Consider the following 23,917-nt stretch of genomic DNA (forward strand, 5'->3'; position numbering starts at 1 on the left):
CGGGAATGTTTGGCTTCCCGCTCCGAGCGGTACTGTGAAAGATGTCCGGGAACTCAAACCATCACCTTCATCTGCTTGCGTTGCCCGTGCGTGGCGTCACTTCTCCATCGTTGAATAACGGATTCGCAACAGTTCGGTGGCTTCTCTGGCCGAAAGACAGTTGGTCAATCTCTAAAGTCCACAAAGGGAAGTTGCAAATTGACTGCCTTCGTACGTACTGGCCACGATGAGCATATCGCATTCGATATCCTTGATTTTACCACAATTTGGGTCTTTGTTCCTGCTTTCAATATATCGATCTGCATTGAATTATGTAACATGGATTGGGAGTAAAATCGGCGGAATGATAAATTTCCGGCTCAGCACCACTTAACACGGGCATAAACCCCGATGAAATCAATCCCTGCTTACGATTTCAGCCAATGATGGGTTAATGTCGGCAAATCAATATTCTATATATCGTCCAATTTGTAGGATTGTAACGTAGCAACGCATACAAAAAGCCGAATTCGTTTTGAATCGGCTAGTAAATCTAAATAACAATATTAGCGGTGATTCTACAACAGCATCTACAACCATCCTCTTTTATGGGCGTACCACCCGAACCAAATGATTCCGGCTAACGGTAAAGTATAGAAAGGAGCTACTCTCAGACAATAGAAAATGAACCGAAGAATGTTCAATGAAAGCCATAACCCAATAATATACAGGGGCCATGTATAGATGTGCTCGTACCAAAACGAGCCTGTTGTTAGCCGCGGCTTCAACCAGTAAATGCCGATAGGATACAGCACAGCCATTAACATAATCATCAAGCATCCGAGACTGCCAGCGGTATCTGAACTCCGTTCCTCCTTGACACCAAACAGCTTCCTTAACCCATGCTTAAAGGCTTCACCTAAAAGTAACTCGAGAAATTTATCCACCCAAATCCCGCCTTTCGGCCATGTTGTTTTTGCGGTAAAAAGGGAGCACGGCGGCTCCCACTAATTTGATTACCTTACAGATTGATGCGGCGGATAGCTTTGTTGTCATCATCGTAGACAATGACGTTGCCGTTGCTGTCGAAACTCAACTGGCTGATTTTATTGATCGGGTTGCCGTCATTGTAGGTCAAGTCTTTTCCTGCAATGAAAGTAGACAACTTGCCATTCAGATTCAATTCGTAAATGGTTGATCCGCTTGAAACGTAGAACATGCCATTGTAGGCCGTAACGTTGTTAAAAGTAAGATTATCAAACGATACAACCGTCTCAACTTTTCGAGGGAACAACTGTATTTTTGTCAGGGTGCGATTACCTGTGTCGAGCACATATAAATTGTTATCAGCAGTGATGACATCCAGTGGTTGATCATTTACGTTGTCATATCTGCTAAACGTAACTCCAGTAGCATCCTTCTCACTTGCCAGCAGTTGCGACTCGGAACCGATTGCGGCAGAGTATATAAAGGAATCCGTCCAGTTCCCGCCCCTCCCATAGACAAAATTGTTATTGTTATCAATACGGAAGAATCGATAGTTATAGTCCTGCCTGTTGTTCAAACCGTATGTGGAAAGTGAAACGGCAGACGATGTTAATTCAAAGATTTGATCTGTCCACGGATTTGAGAAGCTAAATCCAAGAAGATATAATCGATTATTTGCATGACTGTAAGTCAGCTTTTTGGCTCTAAAATCATTGTGGTCGTAGTAAACAACTTTTCCGTCCTTTGAGAAGCTTCCGTCAAACTGATTATCAACCGATTTGAATGTCTCGACCCGCCCGTTGGATTTATTAAACTTCCGGATTTTATTCTTGGATTGGTCGAGGAAAAATATATTGTCCTCTTTATCCAAAACCATGCTGTCCACTTCATTAATTTTGGCTATGCTTACTGGCCCATCTACGTCTCCCTGCCCCATTCCGCCAACAAGGGTATCTACACTGAATTTCGCCGCTTGTGATGGTTGTTGCGGCTGGCTCGGTGTTGATGGATTTGTTGCTGGTGTAGTCGGTTGTGTTACCGGCGGCGTAGGCGTTGTTGTGGTCGTTTGATTTCCGCCGCCAACACCTTTGTTATCATTACCGTATTGATAAGCTCTCCAGAGCAATGTAGCGGCCTCAGCACGGGTTATAGAAGCCTGCGGACGGAATGTTTCATCCTGATAGCCGGATACGAGTCCATTTTCGACAGCGACAGCAACGTAATCCTTGGCGGCTTCGGAGATACCCGCGTAGTCTTTGAACATAGCTTCAATGATCGAGCGGTTGGCTAGACGGGCAACGTCGTAGCCCTTGAGTTTCACCAACGCAACGGTTATATCTTCGCGTAATGCAGGTGCAGTCGGGTTGAAGATGTAGCTTCCGTCAGCGGTACGATAGCCCGTCATATAATCTTTAACAGCCTCAATATACGGAGAATACCAGTCCGTCGGTTTGACATCCGAAAACGAAGAATAGTTTACTTTCTTCGCTTGTAGACCCGATGCTTTAACGATGATCGTTGCGAATTCGGCTCGGGATACCTGATTTTCCGGCCTGAACTTACCGTCCGGGTAGCCTTCGAGGACTTTGCGGGACGCCATTTCACTTATGTATTTGCTCGCCCAATGCGTGGTCGGCACGTCTGTAAAGGTGATGGTCGGCGTATTGGACGGTGCATTCTGCAATTCCTCACCATACCCAGGCAGTGCCGCCGATGCCGTTCCGAACAAGCTGCAAACTAATATTGCTGTGACGAGTAAAGATGTAATTTTCTTCACTGACATAGGGCTCTTTCTCCTCCTTTGATTGTCTTTGAAAATAGTGACTTTTGATGAAATCAGGATTTTCTCTATTTTTCTATTGGTGATGCCCTCCCTCTCTCTGATGAAAATTGTAGAATCTTGGCAATAGCCAGATAGGCCTATTATACAACGATTTACACTTATAAGTTAAGATATTAAGTGTCACTATGATAGGATAAAAGTCTTGTCCTCACTCTACTAATCTGATGTAGAGGTGATGGCATGACAGAGTTCATACATATAGTCGGCGAACAAATCCGCAAGTTACGGAAGCTCAAAAGTTTGACGCAAGAGCGGCTGGCGGAGCGATCCGGCCTGAGCTATTCATACGTAAGTGATGTGGAAAGAGGCACTCGTAATATATCGCTGGAATCGTTGGGCAAAATTATCAGTGCACTTGGTGTTAAACCTGCCCAATTGTTTGAGGATATAGATGAACTAACGATTCATATTGGCAGTGATGAAATTCGCACAAAGATCGAGGACTTAAATGCTTTACTGAGTGAGCGTCATGTTGATGAAGTGGACTTTGTTATTAAAGTAGCCCGCGAATTTCTGAATACTATTGATCGAAAGAAGAGTTAACGGTTAAATTCCGGTCAGCGTGATTGGCCATATATTGAGAAAAATCGCATTCATTTTCGGGAGGCACCACCCTGCTTTTTTAACAAGGGGGTGGCCTGCCGTTTCATGCCCTACCCGGTTGCTTATGGACTGCTTTCTGCTGTTATACAGCGGACGGCAGTCCTTTTTCTATTTTGCGGGCATGTTGCTTGAAAGCGAGGACATGGAAGGTGAGAGGCTTCCACGATGACGGGAGGGAATGCGTATGCGAGTTGAATATTGTGAACGCGGTTGTAAATGCGGGTGGCGGATGCAGTTGATAGCATCCACATGTACCGGCGGTATTGTGCAAATGGCATTGTAACGTGTGGTCTGAAAAATGATATGGAGGCGAATGGTCATGAAGATTCGGATTTACGTGACTAGCGAAGGACAAGCAGTTGGCCGCTGGCTGTCCCTGCCGATGAGCGAGGATGATCTGAAGCAAGGTTTGGAGGAAATTGAGGACGGCAATGGAGCGTGTGAGATTCAAGATTATGAAGCCCCGTTTATGATTGAGAAGAACGCGGATGTATTTGCGGTCAATGAGGCCGCCGCCGTCATGACTGAATACGATCATCGGCTTGTGTTCGCACTTTGCGGATGCACGAATAGTGTTGAACAGGTCATTCGCATTCTGAGCGGCGGGCAATTCAAAGTGTATTACGGCGTAGAAAGTCTTTATGACGTTGCGGATGACTTGATTCGGTCAGGGCATTATGGCCGCGTTCCTGCCGCTCTTAGACGGTATATCGTCTTCGACAAAATAGTACGTGACTTGGAAGACGTAGGCTGGCACTTTCAGCCGGAAGTGCATGTTGCTGTTCTGCCATTGTCGTAAGCGATTCGTCCACGCCTCATAATCATTGCATTGTGCCTGCGTATGAGCGGGCTTATTTGCGTTTACAGAGAGATTCGCCGGAGTGCGAGTACGGCTGGAAGGGAGGTGAGAATACATGGTTGTGAAACGTGGATTACCTGAGGAATTGGCAACGACTTTGAGGCAACTTGTAATGAATGGAAGCATCAGAATTGCGGGTACTTTGCTGTATTCCTACTGCCGCCGCGTTTATCAAGTGGATGATGCAACTGCGGCTCGTTGGATGCAGGTTTATTTTTATCGCGAATTTCCTCAACAACTACAACGGTATCTGAAACGGACAGCAAAAAATGCATGAAGTGCGGGAATGCCCGGAATTAGTGAAGGAGGTGAAGCGTGTTGAACTATGAATCTTTCAGGAAAAACAGTCAAAAGGAATACCTCGGCTACTGCGAGCAGAAAGGTTACATCTACAGTGTCCAGATCGATGTGAACCAATACTCGGTCGTCGCATTGCAGAACGGAAGGATTACGGTTCTGATCACTTATACCATTCAATCATCGCTTGTCCGCAATTAAGTGATGAAGCTGGTTGCCGGGAACAACCGAATAACAAAGATTTGCCGATGTAGCCGCTGTTGATGATCGACATGAAGGCTATTTTTTATGCACGCGAGAGGAGGTGATAAGCATGGACAGAATACAGGAGTTGCTGATGAAGAAAAACCAGCTAATGGCGATCATGCAGATGATGGATCGTGACGCGAGCTTCGATACCGAAGAGGGCAGGGTGTACGCTCAATACCTTGTTCGTACGACATTGATTCAGCTTGAGATTGATGAGCTTAATAAAGAAAAAGCCGCCCAATAACGGAGCGACTAAGAAAAAAATGAACTTGCTTTAAGAATACTCGGTTTTATCATATCACGCAATGGGAGGAGCCGCATCGGCTTCTCCTTTTGCATTTATATGGAGGTCAATCACATGAACATTAACCATACATTCAAATCTCTTCTTGCTGAGACGCTTCGTGAATCCGCCAACAGCTATCTGGTTGAAAAAATCGTTACTCATTTTAATTCTCCGCAACAACTACTGGACGTAACCGAGCAAGAATTGTTGAGCATTCGTGGTATCGGTAAAGTGAAAGCGAAGCAGATCGTTGCCGCCATCCAACTTGCTAAGATGATGAATGTACCGAAAACAGAGCCGACAATCATTCGCAGTCCTCAGGATGTTTTCGAGTACCTCCGTTGGGAAATCGGTTATGAGCAGAAAGAACACTTCATCGTGATCTTTCTTTCGACTAAGAATCACATTCTTGGAAAAGAGACGATCAGCATTGGGAGCTTGAATAGTGCAATTGTCCATCCCAGAGAGGTCTATAAAGCGGCCATTCGCCGTTCTGCATGTTCCATCATCGTTTCGCATAATCACCCTTCTCAAGTATGTACGCTTCCTAGCCCAGAAGATATTCAGCTAACCAAACGACTTGCTGAAGCTGGTGAAATCATCGGTATCGAACTTCTGGATCACGTCATTGTCAGCGGTTCAGATTATACAAGTCTTAAGGAACGCGGCCTTCTGTAACGAAACAATTCATCGTCATTTTTCATCATCTGCATTATCAACAGCGGTTCGCTCTTATCGGCGGACCGCTGTTTTCATTTCACAATGAAAGTGAGGCAACAGATATGCGTAAACAATGGTTGGAAGAGTACGAGCGTTTGGTTGTCGCCGCCGATGACCTGCATCATCGCATTGATTCGTGCGGACGGCTGATTGATAAACTGCTGGTTGACGTATATCGCGGCGAACATAGCACTAATGAAGCCTACATTTTGATTCAAGCGGCGGAGAAGATTCAGGCCGACCTGATGCAGAGATATTGTCGCCTCCGACTACAAAAAGCGATTCTCGCTCGGCTTATCGATGGGCTTCATCCATTTCATTAAGCATCATCAAATCACACATTGGAGGACGATCTACATGAACAAAAATGACGAACAGCAGTTTTTACCGGCGGCGGTGCAACAAGCAGATACGGATAGCGTTGTCGGGCTTCATCCGCAAATTATCGTCGTCGTTGGTACTATTGAAGTCTCACTTCACGATGAATCCACAGGAGGTATGAGGAAGATTGAATGCATCTCCGAATTGACAAATGAACGCTTCGAGATTATAGCATTAGCAGACAATAATGCAGTTGGCGGACGAAGTAAAGCAGGCTTCTTCCGGCGGACTATAGAAAAGCTGTGCGGCGGTTGGCGAGTTCAATTCTTCAATGCATGTGACTCTGCCGCTGACCATTACAAAATGATGATCGACCGGGCCGGAAGGATATTACTAATCAACGCGGATGTTTTGCGGATGCCATACCGTACTCTGCTGAAGTTGATTGGCGGATTACCGCGAATGATAGAAATGGCGTTAAGGAGCGTAAAATCCGCTGTAGATGAACTTAGAGTGCCGAGAGGCATAAAGGGTCTATCGGCTAGTAAGAACGCCCGTATTAGCCTCGTAGCAAGCGAGAAAGGCTTGCAGTTTCCATCCGGCTTTGTACTGAGTGCCGAAGAGTGGATGATGCGAGTTACATCAATTGACACCGAGCTTTGCATCTCTGCTGACCGACGCCGATGGATTCATCGGCCTGCGGTTGCATTGCCCTTCTATGCGTACAAAGTAGCTGTATCTGTTGAGGATGACGCATATATGGTCGCTTTACCTCAAGATGTTTTACAAGCATTAGGGCCGGGCTCTGAGCTTCAATTTGATGAATACGCCGATTGATTCTACAAGAAAACCAATCGACATGCCAGTAATGGGAAGTTGGGCGGCTCGTTTGCACTCGCCGCCCGCCGCCCATTACTACACAGCTATGTATCGGGATAAAGTGGCGATACTCAAAACAAAAAGATCGCCCCCTTCCGTCCCCCGATAATAGCAATCGGGGGAAACGCAAAGGATTACCACCCTTTGCAATCCCGTCACTCGCCGTGCGGCGTCCCTTAGCTACCGCTAAGGGCAGACAATAGTGTCGGCGTTAGAATCCGCTCGTCAAGGCTGAAACAAGCTCGGCTCCGCCTCGGCCTTGACGGCGTTCTGCCAGCCATTCGCGGTACGGTTGGAGAAACAATACTTGATCGTTATGCTCCGCCAGCAGAATAGCCGGAACTGCAAGTAACTTTTTCAAATCCGAGTAATTCCGCGAGAACGATGCAGGTGAATAATACTGCTTGCATCCTTCATAGCCAGAATTCAAAAAAAGGTTAAGGAATCTCAGCAGGCGAAGTTTAGTTTGTTCTGAGGCCAGAGAGCTCCTGATACACTGTATGATTTCGTCAATAGAATCAAACACCGGCATTTTGGGCAATTTGTTGGCCCATTCCTTAAGCAAACCGTAAAGCTTGACATCGTCGATAAGCTCATGTAATAGTCGCTTTTGGCTGATCTTTGTCATCTGCTCCCGGTTAAGGTCAAATCGATAACTGAATATTCCCTCAGAAATCCGAATATTCTTGGTGTAATCGCTTTTGGCGAAGGAATCGTTCAACTGCAATAGCTTTTTACCTTGTCCGTGAAATGCTGTCAGAAAATCGGCTTTGGGGCCTAAATGGTACACCCATTTATTATCTGCTTGGTACCGAATGCATTCTGTCGGCGGGATATCACATCGATAGATCTCTCGGTTACCAAGAAATACATTTTGACCTATAATGATTTTCTCCACTTGGCAGTATGGCGGCTGATTAACTTTATGGAACTGATCACTCCGTAACCCATACCAAATGCAGATATTCTCATGTACTTTATCTATAAAAGATTGAACATTTCTGATTGTTACATTTTCATCATAATCACCCATAACAAGAAGATCTGGTACATCTACCCCGACCTTAGCTATTCGATAAGGAGTGTTGGGTAAATTAGGAAGAAGGTGAAGAGATACATCCTTGCGGATATCTGCTTTTGTTACTTTCTTTGCTTGTTCATCGTTCAAATTGAGAAGCATAAGAAATTCAACGTATTGGATCATGTATAATTACCTCCAGGATATCTGATTTTAGTTTTTATGGTATAATAGCTTTAGGTGTTTTTACTTTGTGGTCGTTTCCCCGGCATGCCCGCTGGTGGAGCGACTCTTTTTGTTTTTAAATGAATCTTTATGAACTATGAGCGGCGGCAGGTCAACTTCGGAGAACAGAATCTCCTCCATCCCGAGGACTTCCTTAAGCTTGTTGTAGTTGTCGTAATAGGTTGTCTTCTGGTATTTCTTCTTGCAGTAACCCTTGCCATAAAGATGCAGTTCAGAAAGAAACGCGATCAGCATGCTTTTCGTTCTGACGTTAAGGCTTGTCCTGTTAATGGCGTCGAGCATGCCTCTAATCGACGAATGTTTGATCGGCTTCGTAAGCCCTATTGAATTCAGACCGTCTTGAAGCACCTTAACCGCAGTCTGAGGGGTCAGCAACTCGATTGCCATCCTTGTGGAACTATACTTCCTCATTTCGTCGTAGTTAAGCTCAACCTCGTACCGTAGCAAGCCTTGAGCATCTTGAAGATGTTGTGCTTTATTCGGGTGAGTTGACTTCTGCTCAACTTCTGCCCGCTTATCGTAAAACTTATGGATGCTCCGGTTCCTTTTTGTTGGATTACGCTGATAGACAACGGACTCCAACTTGTTGCCATCAGCGGCCCAGTATGGCACAGTCTTGTACCCGCCGGGCTTTTGTATGCTGGACAGCAGGTTCAGATAATCCTGTAACTGCGGGCCGACATTGAAGTTTTTGCAGATATGCAGTTTTTCGACTTCCCAATCGTTGTAATGGGGCACTTGGGAAAGAGGAATCTGCAACATATTCGCGACATATCGGCGTAGCTTTCTGAACAACGGCTCAACATCAACCTGCTTCAACTCGTAGACATTGCTTCCGTGCAGATATCGCGGCACCGATAGTTCGAGTTTCAACCACGCTCTTTCCGGGTCATCTTCCTTGTACTTGTAAATAAGGCGTGGTTGGGTGTCATCGAACTGGTCGAACAACTCGCATGTGACCAGCCCTTTTTTCATGGTTTTCTTGACTTCGCTCCAATAAACCTGTTCGATTTGTGCTTCTGTAAGTTTGACCGCTATGTCGAATTTCACTGTATCTATCAAGGTTTCGTCCTCCTCTAGTCCGTAGTCCCGAACGGTTTCTGACCTACTTAGTAGGATGTTCGAAACAGCATGTCCGTGGTCAACTGAATATCGAGATTATTTGATGCTACCTTTTGTCTCAGCTGGTGGATCACGATTCTTGTGCAGATAATAATCAATGATCTGAGCAAGCTTGGACAGAAAAAGTTGCTCTACACGCCGCCGCTCTTGAAGAAACTCAACTAAATCTTGACTATCTTCAGGAGCAAATGCTTTTTTTGTGTCAATGAAATCATATGGCTTTCTTGACACCCGACATCACCTCTTTTTTGTAAAGTATTTTATTTACGGTTCTTGATTTATATTTTTAGCATAATGATTTCTTGTTGTAAAGTTTTTATTTTACGATTATACTAAGTTTGAGGTGAAAACAATGAATATTGCAGATTTAATCAAATCGAAGCGAGTCAAAATGGAACTGAGTTATCGAGAGCTTTCCGAAAAAACCGGTGTATCTCATACCTACATCCGGGATGTAGAAACGGGTAAATACGCACCGTCCTTTGGAAATGCAGAAAAGTTGGCGAATGTACTCGGAATCGAAATGGAGCAAATAGTGTTATTGACATACCAAGCCCAATTTCGCCAATCACTTTTTGACCTGATCTCGACTTGTCATAAGTACAACATTAAAATACCTTACGATAAATGGTTGGAGACTAGTCTGCCTCTACAACCGCTAAATCGTGAAGATACAGTGATTCACGATTTTGCAATGAGTACCCTTAACCGACTCCATAATATTGCTGATCAGAGTGAGCTTTCTGATCGTATAAAATTGCTCTCCGAGCTATCGTCACTGCAATATAACCATCAGATATTCTCATGCATCTCTGACATTCTACACATGATAACGGTCACGTTATTAAAATCAGGCAACAACCAGACCGAGGACATGTTAGAACAAATTTCTAAAGTACTAGAACAATACAGCAACGAGGTGAGTAATCAATGAATAAGAAACCAGCCGCGATTTATGTTCGCGTTAGTACGGAGGAACAAGCAACCGAAGGTTTCAGCATTCAAGCCCAACTGTCTGAGTTGGAACGTTATGCAGTGCAGAATAATTTAGACATTGTGGAAAGGTACATTGACGAGGGATTTAGCGGTAAAAGTATTGAAGGTCGTCCACAAATGAGGAGATTATTAAGGGATGTAAATCAACAAAAATTCCAATCAGTCCTCATATATAAATCTGACCGCCTATCGAGGAAAACCAAGGACTCGCTTGAGATCATGGATATTTTTCAGAAGAACAACATTCAATTACTTAGTGTTACTGAGAATGTTGATCTCTCACACCCGGTAGGCATAGCCATGTTCCAAATCATGAGTTCCATCAATGAACTTGAACGCAATACGATTATAACTCGTGTGAAGATGGGAATGACTGAGAGAGCCAAACAAGGCAAATATAATGGAGGTATAACTTTAGGTTACGATGCTGTTAACAAGGAATTGGTCATTAACGAGGATGAAGCCCTTATTGTACGTACTATCTTTAATTACGCCGAGCAAGGTATGGGCTTAAAGGCCATTACCCGAAGAATTAACGAAATGGGTTTCAGAACGAAAAAAGGAAACCACTTCAGTACTCTTTCGGTTAAAAATATTCTCAGTAACCCTGTTTACATAGGAAAAATCCGCTTTAATCAACTAGAGAACTGGGCTGAAAAACGGCGTAGCGGGAAGAACGCAGACTATATATTATCCGATGGGAACCACGTACCGATTATCTCCATTGAACAATGGGAAAATGTTCAGCGATTAATGCAGAAAAGATCATATAAGCCTGTCCGTTCCGAAAAGCCAACATTACTTGGCGGGTTACTTCGTTGCCCAGTTTGCGGTAAAGGAATGGTAATCGGACACGCAAAGGGCTCGCATGCTCGCTATCGCATCTACAAATGCGGTCAATTCCACAATAAAGGAGCGACTGCTTGTCGGGCTAATAGTATCAATGCCGATTACGCAGAAAAAATGGTCTTTGATGAACTAACTCGTATCGTGACCGATGAACACCTTCTCAGAAAACTTGTCGATAAGATCAACTACGACCGGCAAAATAGAGAAAAGCCCCTTCTTGAAGAGAAGAAGCTGATTGATAAAAAGATTGCAAAAACTCAGAACAAGCTTACCAACCTGAAGGAAAAGATCATGGCAGATGCCGACCTTTTGGATATGTTTAAACCTAATTTATTGGCACTTCAGGATGAATTAAAGCAATTGCATCAGCAAAAAGAAGAGCTTTCAGTAAGCATTGGCAATGAAGAAACTGATCCTGTTGATTTTGACTCATTAAAACGGTTGCTTACCGATTTCCATAAGGTGCTTACCAGCGTCAATGGTGATGAGCAAAGGTTATTACTTCGAATGCTTATCAAGGACATCCAAATCACGAAAGAAGCTCCTAGACGTATTGGACGTAGAATAACCAAAATAAACCTCTGGTTCGACTTCACAATTGAATCGTTGCAAACAGGCTCGTACAACTTGTTGCCAAAGGTATATACCGACTACGATTTTGTAGCCAATTTCGACGCTCGCTTACTGGACGGTGTAACCCTCGCAAATTTTCATAAAAGCAGGCTGGGGGAGGTGATGGCCTCCCTCTCTATCTTACCATTAGCGATGATACGGTTCCCCCCGCATAATCTTAAACGCCCGGTACACCTGCTCCACCAGCACCAGCCGCATAAGCTGGTGGGGCAGCGTCATGCGCCCGAACGAAAGCTTGAGGTCGGCGCGGGCAAGCACTTCCGGGGCGAGGCCCAACGAGCCCCCGATAACAAAAGCCACGTGGCCGCGCCCGTACGTGGCAAGATCTTGCAACTGCCGCGCGAGTTCCTCGCTCGACTGCGGCTTCCCGTCGATGGCAAGTGCCACGACGTAAGCGTCGGTGTGCAGCTTCGCGAGAATACGCTCACCCTCGCGCTGCTTCACCTGCGCTTCCTCCGCGGCGCTCATGGACTCCGGCGCCTTTTCATCCGGCACCTCAACGATCTGCATTTTGGCGTATGGCCCCAAGCGCTTGACGTACTCAGCGATCCCTTGTACCAGATAGCCTTCCTTCAATTTCCCTACTGCGATAATTTGAATGTTCATCGCCTGCTCTTCCTCTCTGGTTTGACCTTTTCATGTCTTATTCGGGGTGTATGGAATTTCCTTGGAACTCGTTGTAGAAGACGGCAATGACAATGTGGGGTCAAGGGAACAAGATTCCTTCTTGTGCAGCGCTCCCAAAGACGGGACGAATACCATTGTAAAACCCAGTAGAGGTTCGCGCTAACGTCCAGACCTAATCCAACGTTGATGTGGAACTTCAAAAACTCATCAATCTCGTATGGACTGGTCAGACGAACGGATCATTTAAACACACCTATTCCAAAGCAAAAGTATACTCTGCTCCGGAATCCGTTCATAACCATCGTGATTTCTACGGTGCGATCCGGTATGATTTGGGAACAACCGTTGTGAATCGAACCGACGTTACCATGAATATAGCGAAGATCGAATCCTCTATGCTGCCTCCTACGACCGCGGTCAACAAAGAGTGTACGCCAAAATCCCCAAAGCCGTTGAATACGCTAGAGACTTCTACTTCTAAAATCACCGCCGCTGCACCCTAACCGGCTACAAAAAAGGAAGGCCGCACCAAGCCAGCCCTCCGACAATCACTTTATGTTATTCTCGATATCCCGACAAGCTCCTAAACGACCAAGAACCGCCCAGGCCCGGCACACCGTTCGCAATGCGGAGGCGGATCCCAGCCCGTAAACTTTACTTCCTCCAAGTCCACGATATCCGGCGCGTCCTCGTATTCGTCCACGAACATATCGATGGCCAGCTCCAGATGCTCTTTACAAACTACGTGCATAAAATAAGACCCCTTTTTCTTATAACCCTGATAAAATCGCATACCGTTTCGTTTCTATACGGCCTCTGCTTTCATTGTTCCCCAAAATCGGCCGCGACTTGCAGCTCTCCCTAACGCCGCTTGCCAAAATCACATTAGCGGTCCTTTAGCTCGGCCAGCGTGACTTGAACCGTATTCTTCTTCGCTCCCCGATAATACGTGACGGCGAGCTTTTCTCCGATCTTTTTGTGCCCGTAAATGTACTTCCGCAGCGCCAGCGTGCCATCGACCGGCTTGCCGTCCAGCTCCACGATCACGTCGCTGGTTTTAAGCCCTGCATCCTTGCCCGGACCGACGGCGTCGATCACGAGAACGCCTTTCTTGACGTCCGACGGCAGCTTCAAGCTTTCGATGCCCGCATACGCCTGCAGATCCTGCGTCACCACGCCGATGTAAGGGCGCTTGATTTTATGATCCTTGATCAGCGTGTCGATAATCGATTTCGCCTGATTGATCGGGATCGCGAAGCCGAGGCCCTCTACGCCCATATCGGCGACCTTGAGCGTGTTGATGCCGACGACCTTGCCGTCCAGATTCACGAGGGCGCCGCCGCTGTTCCCTTGATTGATCGCCGCATCCGTCTGGATGACCTCCATCTCCCAGTCGAACTCGCCTTCGCGGCCGAGCGCTACGGGAATCGTCCGTTTCGGCCAACTGATTATGCCCCGGGTCACCGTCGGCGCATACCCGAGTCCAAGCGGATTGCCAACGGCTAACGCCGTTTCCCCCGGTTTAAGCGCATCCGAATCGCCGAATTCGGCGAACTGCTTGATCCCGGTTCCGTCAATCTCCAGCACGGCCAGATCGGTAATCTGATCGCGTCCGATCAACGTCGCCTTGCGGCGCTCGCCGGTGATCGTAATGACGTCCAGCTGCTGGAATCCTTCCACAACGTGGTTGTTCGTGACAATGCGCACCTGATCCCCCGCCCGGGCAAAAATAACGCCCGAACCAAGTCCCACCGCACCGCCACGCGCGTTTTCCTTCTCTCCCTCCCGGCGGGAGCCTACAATGCTCACAATTGTCGGCGATACCTTCGCTGCCGCGCCTACGACCGTATCGCTCATCAGCCGCTCGGTGTCGGCACCTCTCCCGGTTGCCGCCTCCGGAGCCGGCGCAGCCATCACCGCAACCGCCTGCGGCATCACATCGTACCCCGACTCCCGATCGAACAGCATGAACATGGCCGCCGTTACAACGGCGCCGCCCACGGCCGGAAGCAGCCACGTCGGCAGCCTCACACCGGGCCGGCCGGACGGCAAGCGCCAAGTCTCCCTTCGGGGTGCCTTCGTCGAATAAAAATCGTCGTCAAACAAACTCACCGCTGCCGCCCCCTGTTCCATTCCACTCCGCGCCCCATCCGAGGCCGAAAATATCCTATATCCATTGTACCTTAAAATAGGGCAATCTCAAAAACTAAAAAAGAGGAATGATTTCCCGAAAGCTAGACTAGAATAAGAACATAGCCTGCACCCGATCAAGGAAGGATGATGGAGATGTCGAACCGCCGCCTATCGTCTCATCTGGATGAAATCGCTTGGATCGCCAAGCTTGCGGACCTGAAGGAAGACCATTACCGGAACTCCCTTTTGCTGGGAGCCATTCTAGAGCTTCTGCTGGAAAAAGGGCTGCTCACCGCACAAGAATTAGCCGCCAAAATCCACGCGCTGGAAGCGGCAGATCAGTCCGTACTCCCGACCGGCAACGGCAATCGTCACCGACATTAAGGCCAGACCCCGCAGATTGCCAAAAAACACGGAGCTTTCCCGACACGAGATCAGCAAGCTTTACTTGAGCTAACCCCTATGCGCCATTCTGCATAAACCGCTGATGTGCGGCGCTTAACCCGACCCGATTCTTGCGGTTCCAAAGCATCCCGTCCCCGCTCCCTTATCCCGGGAACGGCTAATCGTCCTTCAGCACGTCCCACTCCGTCGCCCGGTCATGATACGTGTCCATCAGCTTGGCGCGGTGATCGTCCGGGGCGAGCCGCTCCTCTACCATACTATTCACGGTCAGCCTGGCCAAATCCATCAGGTTATGGTCCCGGCTGAGATGCGCGAGATATACCCGCTTCGTCTTCGCCGTCATCACGTCGACGAGGCCGATCCCGGCCGCTTCGTTGGACAAGTGACCGACATCGCTCAAGATGCGCCGCTTGATGTTCCATGGGTACCGGCCCATCCGCAGCATCTCGATATCGTGGTTGGATTCCAGAACGAGCACGTCGCTGTCCTGAATTTTCTCCTTCACCTTGGAGCTCATGTACCCAAGATCCGTCGCGACACTCAGCTTTTCTTCCTCGTGATAAAAGCAATAGCCGACCGGCTCGGCCGCATCGTGCGAAATGCCGTACGATTCCACCTGCAGCGAGCCGAATTCGAGCATTTCCCCCGTCTTCATCACGCAGCGGTTCTCCTCCGCAATCTCGCCGATCTGCCGGTCGAGCTCCTCCCATGTCTTCTCATTGGCATAGACGGGCAAATCGTATTTGCGCGCAACCGCGCCCAGTCCTTTAATATGATCGGCATGCTCGTGCGTCACCAGAATCGCGTCCAGCTCGCTGGCCGACATGCCCCGTTCCTTCAACAATTGATCGATCTTCTTCGCGCTGAGCCCGGCGTCGATCAGCACTTTGCCCTCTTCGGTCGCAACGACCGTGGCGTTGCCCGTCGAGCCGCTGCCCAGCACACAAAACCGTATCCCCATGTTCAAATCTCCTTAGCCGCTACTTTTTGCTCTTCTGCGGCCCTTCCACCGCACCGTTCAAAGCATGAACGTAATAAACGTCCCCGTCCGCATTCCCCAGCGACACCCGCCAGGAAGGCCACATATTCAACGTCTGCGAATTGTACACCTGTCCGTGATACCCAAGCCGAACGCTCGTAATGACCGATCCCGACGGCAAATAGTTTTCAATCAGACTCCGCAAAGCGATGTAAGCGGTAATGACCTTCTGCTCCTTCTGCTGCCCGTCGGACTGCACTTCCACATAGCCCTGCTGGTAAGAAGTAATTTGCCCGTTTTTCTCGAACAGTCTCAGCTGCACATCGAACATCGGAAGCGTACCATACAACTGATGAAACACATAAGTGCCGCCAAGACTCGTCATCGGATCGAATTGATACGACTCGATTTTCGGAATCCCCGTTCTCGCCAAAAGCTCACGGAACGAGCCCTTGCTGATCAACGGATCGAATTTGAATGGCGCCGCCACCGGAACCGCCTTCTCCGGGTTGAAGTTGTCGTCGAACCGGACGACAATCTCCCGAAGCTTCGGCACATCCTTCGGAATATCCGGCGGCACCTGGATATTTTTGCTTTTCGACAGCCTTTGAATCTCCTCCGCGGCTCCGATCGCGTTCGCCTCCAGATCGAGAAGGTCCGCACGGCTGGACCACAGCTGGATGCCGAGCACCACGTTCAGCAGCAGAAAGGACAATATCAATATCGTCTTCGCCCGTCCCCATTCCACGCCGGCATCCTCCTTAGTCCAAAAATTCGTACGTACCGTCTTGCAGCTCGGCCGCCCAAGCCGGAACAAGCATCATCGCCTGTTCCGTCATGACCATACGGTAAGCCGGGAAGATCGAATAGATCCGCGCCTTGATGGCGAACGCAGCCAGCTTCTGCTCCAGCGGCTCTCCGCCCGCCAGTTGCACCTCGGTACGGACAGCGCTTCGCAGATCGGGGGTCATCAGCGAACGCTCGTAGCTGGCTACGATGCCTTTTTGCAAGGAAATTTTCATAAACCCTGTATTCTCGTTCCGCGTATTGATCACCGGATACGAATCGTAATACTGCCGGAACACAAACTGCTGACTGCCCGGCAGCAGCCGCTGCGGCACCTTCTGCACCCCGTACTTGCCGTTCCATCCTCCATGCTGGTTGATGAACTGCACGGCCGACAACAGGCTCTCTCGCAAATCGACCTTGTTGCTCTCCGTCGCAGCTACCGGATCGGTATACGTCATCCAGTGCTGCTCGTTTCTCAGCTTCAGCCCGCGCTTTCCATCCGTATAAATCTCCGAGCCGTCCCGCTCCGTCACATTGCGCGTCAGCGTCGGATCGACAAAAAACGTACGCTTCAATTGATCCGCCGTAAACTGCGTATAGGTCATCTTGAAGCTTGGAATCGTCAGCGGCTTCAACGGCAAATAATAGTCTCCGGCCATCGGCTTGTAAGGGATGAACGTTTCGTCCGCCTGTACGAACTTCTCGATGTCCTTCACCGTAAAGTCAGCCTTGATCGCTTCGTACACCGTATTCGCCGTATCCGTGAACAGAATCGCTCTGACCTCGTTCGTATCCTTGGCAAAAATCCATATGCGCGTAATCAGATCGTTCTCGTCCTGCAGATCGCCCTTTAACTGCATAACCTCCTGCAGAACGTTCATCGGCAGCCCGTCGCGGAACCGGATCTCGACTCCCTGCTGCTTATTCCGCACATCGTCCCAATTGACGCCGAGCGAAGCGACACTCGTCTTGCGGAACCCTTCCAAGAACCGCTGCTTCAAAATCTCCATCACTTCATTGTACTTCACGGTATTCGGGTAGAGCACCGTATGCTGCTGGTTGCCCAAATGCAGCACCAACTGATCCGGAAACAGCATATCCTTCAGGGAAGCATGGGTGCCGAGAATGTCGGTTTTCACGTATTCCTCCGGTTTGACCGGGTCGAATTTCGGGTAGCTGTAGGCGAGCAGGTAGCTTTGCAGCAAACTGAGCAGCACCAGCAGCGTCAGCGCGGCGGTTTTCAGTTTTTCGATCATACGGCTGCCTCCTCTTGTTGATACGGCAGCGTGAACGTAACCCGCGTCCCTTGCCCGAGCTCCGACTCCAATTGAATGGTGCCGCCGTGGGCCTTCACTATTTCCCGGGCAATCGACAAGCCGAGACCGGTCCCTCCCATGCTGCGGGAACGCGCTTTATCCACCCGGTAGAAGCGTTCGAAGATCCGGGTCAAATCTTTGCGCGGAATCCCGATGCCGTCATCCTGTACGCAAATTTCCAGCACGGCTGGTTCCCTTCGGCCCGCATGAATCCGGATATGTCCGCCCTCCGGCGTATATTTGATCGCATTGGAGACCAGGTTGTCGAGCACTTGGTCGATCCGGTCGCGGTCCAGCATAATTTCGTCCACGTGCTCCTCGACGTCGATTTCGATAGCGATCATGCGCTGCTCCAATTGAAAAGAGAAGCGGTCCGCCACTTCCTCCAGCATCTCGGTCACATCCGTCGTTTCCTTGCTGATAATCGCCTGCTTCGAATCGAGCCGGGACAGCTGCAGCAGGTCCGTGACGAGCCGGATCATCCGCTCCGTTTCATTCCTCGCGACGCTGACGAACTTGCCCGCAAGCTGCGGCTCCTCCAGCGCGCCGTCCTCCAACGCTTCAAGGTAGCTCTTAATCGTCGTAAGCGGCGTCCGCAGCTCGTGCGATACGTTCGCGACGAATTCCCGGCGCGCTTGCTCGAGCTTCTCCTGGCCGGTGACATCCTGCAGTACCGCAATCGTCCCCGCGGAGCCTTTGCCCTTGCTGTGAATCGTCGTATACGTCACTTTGACGAACAGCGGATCTTCCTCGCCCTCATGGTACAGGTGCAGCATCGTCGAATGATCCTCCGTGCCTTCCAGCACCTGCATCTTCTCCTGCGGCATCCCGAGCAGCTCGCCAAGCGGCATGCCGAGTGTCGTATCCTCGTTGACCTGCAGGATCTGCTTCGCCCGCCGGTTGATCACGATGATGCGTCCATGGTCGTCTGTGGCGATCAGCCCGTCGTTCATGTTCGACAAGATCGAAGCGAGCTTTTCCTTCTCCTCTTCGTTGAGCGATAATGCCTCACGAAGCCGCTCCATCATGAAATTGAACGTATTGCCGAGTTGTCCGATCTCGTCCTCGCCCATCACGCGGATTTTTTCCTCGTATTCGTACCGGCCTTCGGCTACGGCCGTAGCCTGTCTCGTAATGGCCTTGATCGGGTTCGTAATCGTAGACGACAAAATGACGCCAAGACCCGCCGTAAGCGCGAGCGCGATTAACGTGCCGGAGATGAAGAAATTGTTGATCTGGGTCAGCGTTTTGTAGACATCGTCCATCGAAGCAATGATGTATACGGCGCCCAGCACCTTGACGCCCGAGCCGATCGGCTTGGCGATGATGATTTTGCGGACACCGTCGAAGTCGGTGAACAGACGCTGGTTATCCTTAATCCCCTGCAGCGCCCGCGTCACTTCGGTCTGCGTGTTTTTGCTGTTCACGACCGATTGATTCATCGGCCTTGTCGTCGTGAGCACGACACCGTTCGCGTCGATGATCTGGATTTCCGCTTTGCTCGTCGCGAAGAGGCTGTTTACAAAATCGTTCAGATCGGCATACGATTTCTTGGTCGTATCCGAATTTTTATTCTCCTGATTTTCCGTCAGGTACGTCTCCGCATACTGTGCGAGCAGCTGCGCCTGCGAGTTCCGGTTTTCGATAAACTCGTTTTTAAGGGACGTTTCCAGCGTCTTGATAAAATACACCCCGATAAGCTGGAGGGCGACCAAAATCAGCAGCAAATAAATAATGATCAGCTTGGCTTGAATCGATTGGAAAAAGCGGATCGGTTTCATCGGCACGGTCCCTGCTTAGTAGCCGCCGGCGCTTGCTTTCGAATTGCGCATCATGTACCCGAGCCCGCGCCGGGTAATAATGTACTCCGGACGGCTCGGATCGTCCTCCAGCTTCTCGCGCAGTCTGCGGATCGTCACGTCGACCGTCCGCACATCGCCGAAATATTCGAAGCCCCATACCGCTTGGAGCAGATGCTCCCGCGTCATGACTTTGCCGCTGTTCTTGGCCATATACTGTACAAGCTCGAATTCCCGGTGCGTCAGATCGAGCGGAACACCGTCCTTATAGACGACATACATGTCTGTATCGATGAACAAGCTCTGGATGCGCAGCCCCTGCCGGGCTTCCCCTTCGTTCGATTGCGCCTGGGCCGCCGGCATCGCCGACTTCGTATGACGGCGCAAATGCGCCTTCACCCGGGCCAACAGCTCGCGCGTGCCGAACGGCTTCGTTACGTAATCGTCGGCTCCAAGCTCCAATCCGAGCACCTTGTCAATTTCGTTATCCTTGGCCGTCAGCATAATGATCGGCGTGTTCAGCTTCACCCGCACCTCCCGGCAGACGTCCATCCCGTCCTTAACCGGAAGCATCAGGTCGAGCAGAATCAGATCCGGATTTTCGGAATAGGCAAGATCCACTGCCGCAGCACCGTCATAGGCGCAGATGACCTCGTGGCCTTCTTTTTCCAAGTTGAATTTCAATATATCGGCAATCGGCTGTTCATCGTCGACGACGAGTATTTTGGCCATGCTTCGTTCACCGCCTGTCAGAGACTCGCGTTGCATCCGTACTACGCTCCTTGCTTCGCGCCGCCGGATGTCAACGATATCCTATCCATGGTAAGCTATTCTATTATTTTACCACATCCTGAAGCAAAAAGAGACACGGAAGCGCAGCTTTCCTGCGACTTCCATGCCCCTTCTATCTCTCCAGCCGTCTTATTTATTTAAATATTTCAGTGGATTTTCCGGCGTTTCGCCCTTCTGCACCTCGAAGTGCAGATGCACGCCCGTCGAATTTCCGGTGCTGCCCATATAACCGATCTTCTCGCCCTTCTCGACGATGTTGCCGACACTCGTATTGATCTGGCTCAAATGGCCGTACAGCGTGCGGTAGCCGTTCATATGATCGATGATGATGCAGTTGCCGTATCCGCTTTTCTCGCCGGCAAACACGACTTTGCCGTTATCCGATGCCATAATGTTGCGGTTACCTGTCAAATCAATACCCTTATGGAACGCGCCCCAACGGGTGCCGAACGTGCTTGAAATCGATGCCGACAGGACCGGCCAAGCGAATTTGCCCGTTCCTTCGCCCTTGATCACTTTGGTGCCTTTCTTTACGACGGCCTTGACCGGCTGTTGAACGATCTCTTCGCTTAAGACCGTTTCCGCCTCCAACATCCCGTTTACTTTCGTAAGCTGGAAGGTCATTTTCTTGAGACCGTTCTTGCCGGGACTCAATACCTCAGACTCGCCGAGACGCATGTTGTCGTCCTGCTTCACTTCGGTCTCGTAGGCGATCTCTTGGTTTTCCACCACTTTTTCAACCGTCCGCACGGCAAGCGTCGGCTTCAGAACAGTCAAGTCGAGCTGTTGGCCGACCTTGATCATATCGTCGGTGATCGTGGGATTGTTCTGATAAATGACCTGCTTCGGAATATTCAGCTTCTGTGCGATACACGAGACGCAATCGCCCTTCTCCACCGTATATTTCGTCGGCTGAACATCGCCGGTTTCCAGCTTTTTGCGCAAATCCTCCGCATTCACCAGCTGCTGCGGCTCAATCTTCACTTCCTGAAAATCGACCTTTTGCACAAAGTCAGCTTTTTGCAGCTCCGTTTGCACCGGCGTACCGGCCGCGGGCGACGCCGACAAGATGCTTACGCGCCCCGACGTCTTCTTCGTTTGCATCGACGCGATCGCATTGTTCTTGATTTGCTCCAGCACCGTCTTCGCCGTCGCTTCATCCTTTACGATCCCCATCGGCTTGCCGTCCACCAGAAGCTGCACGCCGACCGGGTAAGAGGAGAAATAGCCGCTGAGCTTATCGAGCACGGCTTGGTCCTCGGTATTATGACTGAAAACCCTTTCAGGGGTCAATTCGAGCTTCGGTTCCGTTACGACCATCCGAAGATCGGACTCGCTCTTGGACAACTGTTCCCGCTTCTTTTGCTTATATTCCTCAACCTTGGAAGGATCGGATACGATCCCGATCAGGTCTCCGTTTGCATATACCTGATAATAATCTTTCATATTGGCTTCAACCAATTCGTGTCCGCTAATAACAACCGCCGCCATCAAGCCAAGCGCAGAGACTGATTTGATAACCATCCATTTATGTAAAATGATTCGGTTTTTCATCCGTTCAAGCGCTGTCGCTCCCGGTACTTCCGACATTGCCGTTGGCGTTACATTTTCATCCAAGCTATTCGACCGATCCGCAGACCTTGGAGTGCGAAGCTTGTCCAACAGGCCTTTGAGTCGATCCGCTCCTTTGAAAAATTTCATTTTCTTCTCCTTTTAAGCCGTTTTTTGCCGCATTCGAACCTCAGCTTCCCCCGGCCTTCAGACCGACGGATGCGATGCTTCTCCTGATTACACGTTTCTTTCTCTCTAAGTCTATAGTCTCATGTTGTCTGGGCGTACGTTCTCAGGTTCGCTTACGATGTGCACATAAAAACACTAGAAAAAGGGACAATAACCCAAAGGGTAAAAAACTACTTTATAAATTTACCACATTAAGTTTGCCGATTTCAACAAAATCGTATCTTATCCCACATTTCAGCGGAGAAATTGACAGGAGTGTGAAGACAATCGATGGAAAATTTTACGGCGGCTTTCCGAAGCGATCATGACTTGCAGCAAGCCGTGGATGCCCTGCGCAAGCAGGGCGTCATCGATCTCCAGATCGAGCCGGGTGTGGAGCCGCATCAGCCGATGCCAACCTCCCTTCTGGGGGGCGGACTATCTCATCTGTCAACAGCCGAAAGTCCCGGCTGCTTGCTGCAGATCGTTGTCGAATCTTCACGGATTCGACAAGCCGAAGATACGGTTACCCGCTTCGGGGGGCAATTGGACAGGTAACACCGAACGGGGAAAAACATAAACGCCCTGCGCGTGTCAGGGCGTTCCCTTTTGAATTAAGCCTAGCAATTGCTTATACTCGTCAGGCTTCAACGATTTTTGGAGAAGCTGCTCGATTTCCTTCAGCTCGGCGGACGTAATGCCGTCCTCCATCAGCTTGGATATCGTCTGCATGTCTTCCTGCGGCACGCGCGAGACCATCAAGGAAAAAATTTTCGCCTTATCCGCTTCGGACAGCTGCTCCTTCTTCTTCGTCACTTCCTCGCTCGACACCACGACCTTCTGTTCCTGCTCCGTGAGACCGTCCTGCTTGCTGTCCGTCTTCCCCGATTGCCGGCTCCAGACGGCGACCGCATCCTCCGGCACCCGATAAGGGTCGTCGTTCGTCTTGCCGCCGCCCGGAGCCGTCGTCTTGCCGTCCGTCTGCGTGCGTTCTTTCGTGCCGGTCTCTGAGGAGGAAGGCGTATTGCCGGCCGGAGGCACGGAGACCGCCAAGTCTTTGGGCTTTGCCGGCACGTCGCTTCCGCTTCCCGCGCCAAGCCCCAGCTGCGCCGTAAACCGGTTCATAAAGGTGCCCCATTCGATCTTTTGACCCGCCGGACGCGGGATATGATACTGGTCGAGCAATAAGTCCACATAGGTATTTGCAGCCGCGAACGTCAGCGCCACGCAGCAAAGCGAGGTAACCGCCGCACTGACCGCCAGCTTGGCGATCCATATCATCCATTTCATCCCAGCCATCTCCCATCTTGCCCTCTGCTACTCTACTCACAGTATTGACCTTTTTCTGAGAAACCAACCGGGGAGCCGGGGAAAAATGCAAAATGCGGACATGAAAAAAACCCTCGCCGCCGTCGTGGGAACTGACCCCCGTTTGTGAGACAGGGATCAAAAACACCTTGCAAGTTAAGCA

Annotated in this window: 25 protein-coding genes and 1 pseudogene; 12 read left to right on the forward strand and 14 right to left on the reverse strand. The window is 49.7% G+C overall.

The features are described from left to right. Positions 1-1,000: 1,000 nt before the first annotated feature. Positions 1,001-2,749 (reverse strand): S-layer homology domain-containing protein, encoded by a 1,749-nt coding sequence (locus PEH01S_RS02225; RefSeq protein ID WP_127483783.1) that lies wholly within the window; start codon positions 2,747-2,749, stop codon positions 1,001-1,003. Positions 2,750-2,989: 240 nt separating this feature from the next. Between PEH01S_RS02225 and PEH01S_RS02230 the strand changes: the two genes are divergently transcribed. The 8 genes from PEH01S_RS02230 (at position 2,990) to PEH01S_RS02265 (ending at position 6,981) form a co-directional block, all read left to right on the forward strand. Further along, positions 2,990-3,352 carry a helix-turn-helix domain-containing protein gene (locus PEH01S_RS02230; protein WP_127483784.1) on the forward strand — a complete coding sequence of 121 codons (363 nt, stop codon included), beginning with the start codon at positions 2,990-2,992 and terminating at the stop codon, positions 3,350-3,352. Positions 3,353-3,731: 379 nt separating this feature from the next. Beyond that, positions 3,732-4,211: an antirestriction protein ArdA gene (locus tag PEH01S_RS02235; RefSeq protein WP_164827632.1), complete on the forward strand. Its 480-nt coding sequence runs from the start codon at positions 3,732-3,734 to the stop codon at positions 4,209-4,211. Between the two features lie 115 nt (positions 4,212-4,326). Then, positions 4,327-4,548: a hypothetical protein gene (locus tag PEH01S_RS02240; protein ID WP_127483786.1), complete on the forward strand. Its 222-nt coding sequence runs from the start codon at positions 4,327-4,329 to the stop codon at positions 4,546-4,548. 41 nt (positions 4,549-4,589) lie between these two features. Continuing rightward, positions 4,590-4,769 carry a hypothetical protein gene (locus PEH01S_RS02245; RefSeq protein ID WP_127483787.1) on the forward strand — a complete coding sequence of 60 codons (180 nt, stop codon included), beginning with the start codon at positions 4,590-4,592 and terminating at the stop codon, positions 4,767-4,769. A 112-nt stretch (positions 4,770-4,881) separates the two neighbouring features. Further along, a complete protein-coding gene (locus PEH01S_RS02250) occupies positions 4,882-5,061 on the forward strand; it encodes a hypothetical protein (protein ID WP_127483788.1) in 180 nt (59 codons plus the stop codon). Between the two features lie 114 nt (positions 5,062-5,175). Beyond that, the gene (gene radC / locus PEH01S_RS02255; RefSeq protein WP_246062762.1) at positions 5,176-5,781 is read left to right on the forward strand and encodes a RadC family protein; all 606 of its coding nucleotides are present in this window, start codon (positions 5,176-5,178) and stop codon (positions 5,779-5,781) included. A gap of 104 nt (positions 5,782-5,885) precedes the next feature. Beyond that, positions 5,886-6,146: a hypothetical protein gene (locus PEH01S_RS02260; RefSeq protein ID WP_127483790.1), complete on the forward strand. Its 261-nt coding sequence runs from the start codon at positions 5,886-5,888 to the stop codon at positions 6,144-6,146. A gap of 34 nt (positions 6,147-6,180) precedes the next feature. Next, positions 6,181-6,981, forward strand: coding sequence for a hypothetical protein (locus PEH01S_RS02265; RefSeq protein ID WP_127483791.1), 801 nt, complete (start codon positions 6,181-6,183; stop codon positions 6,979-6,981). A 253-nt stretch (positions 6,982-7,234) separates the two neighbouring features. Here PEH01S_RS02265 and PEH01S_RS02270 read toward each other — a convergent pair whose 3' ends face one another. The 3 genes from PEH01S_RS02270 to PEH01S_RS02280 form a co-directional block, all read right to left on the reverse strand. Then, positions 7,235-8,227, reverse strand: a complete 993-nt coding sequence (locus PEH01S_RS02270; RefSeq protein WP_127483792.1) for a hypothetical protein — start codon at positions 8,225-8,227, stop codon at positions 7,235-7,237. 60 nt (positions 8,228-8,287) lie between these two features. After that, on the reverse strand, positions 8,288-9,349 hold the full coding sequence (locus tag PEH01S_RS02275; RefSeq protein ID WP_127483793.1) for a hypothetical protein: 1,062 nt from the start codon (positions 9,347-9,349) through the stop codon (positions 8,288-8,290). A 96-nt stretch (positions 9,350-9,445) separates the two neighbouring features. Continuing rightward, positions 9,446-9,640, reverse strand: coding sequence for a hypothetical protein (locus PEH01S_RS02280; protein ID WP_127483794.1), 195 nt, complete (start codon positions 9,638-9,640; stop codon positions 9,446-9,448). Between the two features lie 121 nt (positions 9,641-9,761). On the opposite strand from PEH01S_RS02280, the gene PEH01S_RS02285 reads away from it, so the two are divergent. Next, positions 9,762-10,343 carry a helix-turn-helix domain-containing protein gene (locus PEH01S_RS02285; protein ID WP_127483795.1) on the forward strand — a complete coding sequence of 194 codons (582 nt, stop codon included), beginning with the start codon at positions 9,762-9,764 and terminating at the stop codon, positions 10,341-10,343. After that, positions 10,340-11,374, forward strand: a pseudogene (locus PEH01S_RS35280) (recombinase family protein); the annotation flags it as partial. The gene PEH01S_RS02285 and the pseudogene PEH01S_RS35280, both read left to right, overlap by 4 nt. A gap of 639 nt (positions 11,375-12,013) precedes the next feature. Here the strand turns inward: PEH01S_RS35280 and rlmH are convergent. The 3 genes from rlmH to PEH01S_RS02300 all read right to left on the reverse strand — a co-directional run bounded on the left by rlmH (position 12,014) and on the right by PEH01S_RS02300 (position 14,626). Beyond that, positions 12,014-12,493 carry a 23S rRNA (pseudouridine(1915)-N(3))-methyltransferase RlmH gene (gene rlmH, locus PEH01S_RS35285; RefSeq protein WP_246062769.1) on the reverse strand — a complete coding sequence of 160 codons (480 nt, stop codon included), beginning with the start codon at positions 12,491-12,493 and terminating at the stop codon, positions 12,014-12,016. A gap of 604 nt (positions 12,494-13,097) precedes the next feature. Beyond that, a complete protein-coding gene (locus PEH01S_RS02295; protein ID WP_063831594.1) occupies positions 13,098-13,265 on the reverse strand; it encodes a CxxH/CxxC protein in 168 nt (55 codons plus the stop codon). 134 nt (positions 13,266-13,399) lie between these two features. Then, a complete protein-coding gene (locus PEH01S_RS02300) occupies positions 13,400-14,626 on the reverse strand; it encodes a S1C family serine protease (RefSeq protein WP_025849871.1) in 1,227 nt (408 codons plus the stop codon). A gap of 174 nt (positions 14,627-14,800) precedes the next feature. On the opposite strand from PEH01S_RS02300, the gene PEH01S_RS02305 reads away from it, so the two are divergent. Then, positions 14,801-15,031: a hypothetical protein gene (locus tag PEH01S_RS02305; RefSeq protein WP_127483798.1), complete on the forward strand. Its 231-nt coding sequence runs from the start codon at positions 14,801-14,803 to the stop codon at positions 15,029-15,031. 178 nt (positions 15,032-15,209) lie between these two features. On the opposite strand, the gene PEH01S_RS02310 is transcribed toward PEH01S_RS02305, so the two are convergent. The 6 genes from PEH01S_RS02310 to PEH01S_RS02335 form a co-directional block, all read right to left on the reverse strand. Continuing rightward, positions 15,210-16,013, reverse strand: coding sequence for an MBL fold metallo-hydrolase (locus PEH01S_RS02310; protein WP_025849869.1), 804 nt, complete (start codon positions 16,011-16,013; stop codon positions 15,210-15,212). A gap of 19 nt (positions 16,014-16,032) precedes the next feature. Continuing rightward, complete coding sequence (gene yycI, locus PEH01S_RS02315; RefSeq protein WP_127483799.1) at positions 16,033-16,779, reverse strand: two-component system regulatory protein YycI; 747 nt, start codon at positions 16,777-16,779, stop codon at positions 16,033-16,035. Positions 16,780-16,792: 13 nt separating this feature from the next. Beyond that, positions 16,793-18,076: a YycH family regulatory protein gene (locus tag PEH01S_RS02320; RefSeq protein ID WP_025849867.1), complete on the reverse strand. Its 1,284-nt coding sequence runs from the start codon at positions 18,074-18,076 to the stop codon at positions 16,793-16,795. Beyond that, positions 18,073-19,917, reverse strand: a complete 1,845-nt coding sequence (gene walK, locus PEH01S_RS02325; protein WP_127483800.1) for a cell wall metabolism sensor histidine kinase WalK — start codon at positions 19,915-19,917, stop codon at positions 18,073-18,075. Before walK ends, PEH01S_RS02320 begins: the two co-directional genes overlap by 4 nt. A gap of 15 nt (positions 19,918-19,932) precedes the next feature. Further along, the gene (yycF, locus tag PEH01S_RS02330) at positions 19,933-20,667 is read right to left on the reverse strand and encodes a response regulator YycF (RefSeq protein ID WP_127483816.1); all 735 of its coding nucleotides are present in this window, start codon (positions 20,665-20,667) and stop codon (positions 19,933-19,935) included. A gap of 189 nt (positions 20,668-20,856) precedes the next feature. Beyond that, positions 20,857-22,428, reverse strand: coding sequence for a M23 family metallopeptidase (locus PEH01S_RS02335; RefSeq protein WP_127483801.1), 1,572 nt, complete (start codon positions 22,426-22,428; stop codon positions 20,857-20,859). Between the two features lie 309 nt (positions 22,429-22,737). Here PEH01S_RS02335 and PEH01S_RS02340 point away from each other — a divergent pair, with 309 nt between their 5' ends. After that, entirely contained in the window at positions 22,738-23,004 is a 267-nt protein-coding gene (locus tag PEH01S_RS02340) for a hypothetical protein (RefSeq protein ID WP_127483802.1), read from the forward strand. A gap of 36 nt (positions 23,005-23,040) precedes the next feature. Here the strand turns inward: PEH01S_RS02340 and PEH01S_RS02345 are convergent, their stop codons facing one another. After that, on the reverse strand, positions 23,041-23,736 hold the full coding sequence (locus PEH01S_RS02345) for a hypothetical protein (RefSeq protein ID WP_025849862.1): 696 nt from the start codon (positions 23,734-23,736) through the stop codon (positions 23,041-23,043). Between the last annotated feature and the right edge of the window lie 181 nt (positions 23,737-23,917).

The sequence above is a fragment of the Paenibacillus ehimensis NBRC 15659 genome, from assembly GCF_004000785.1.
Taxonomy (GTDB): domain Bacteria; phylum Bacillota; class Bacilli; order Paenibacillales; family NBRC-103111; genus Paenibacillus_G; species Paenibacillus_G ehimensis.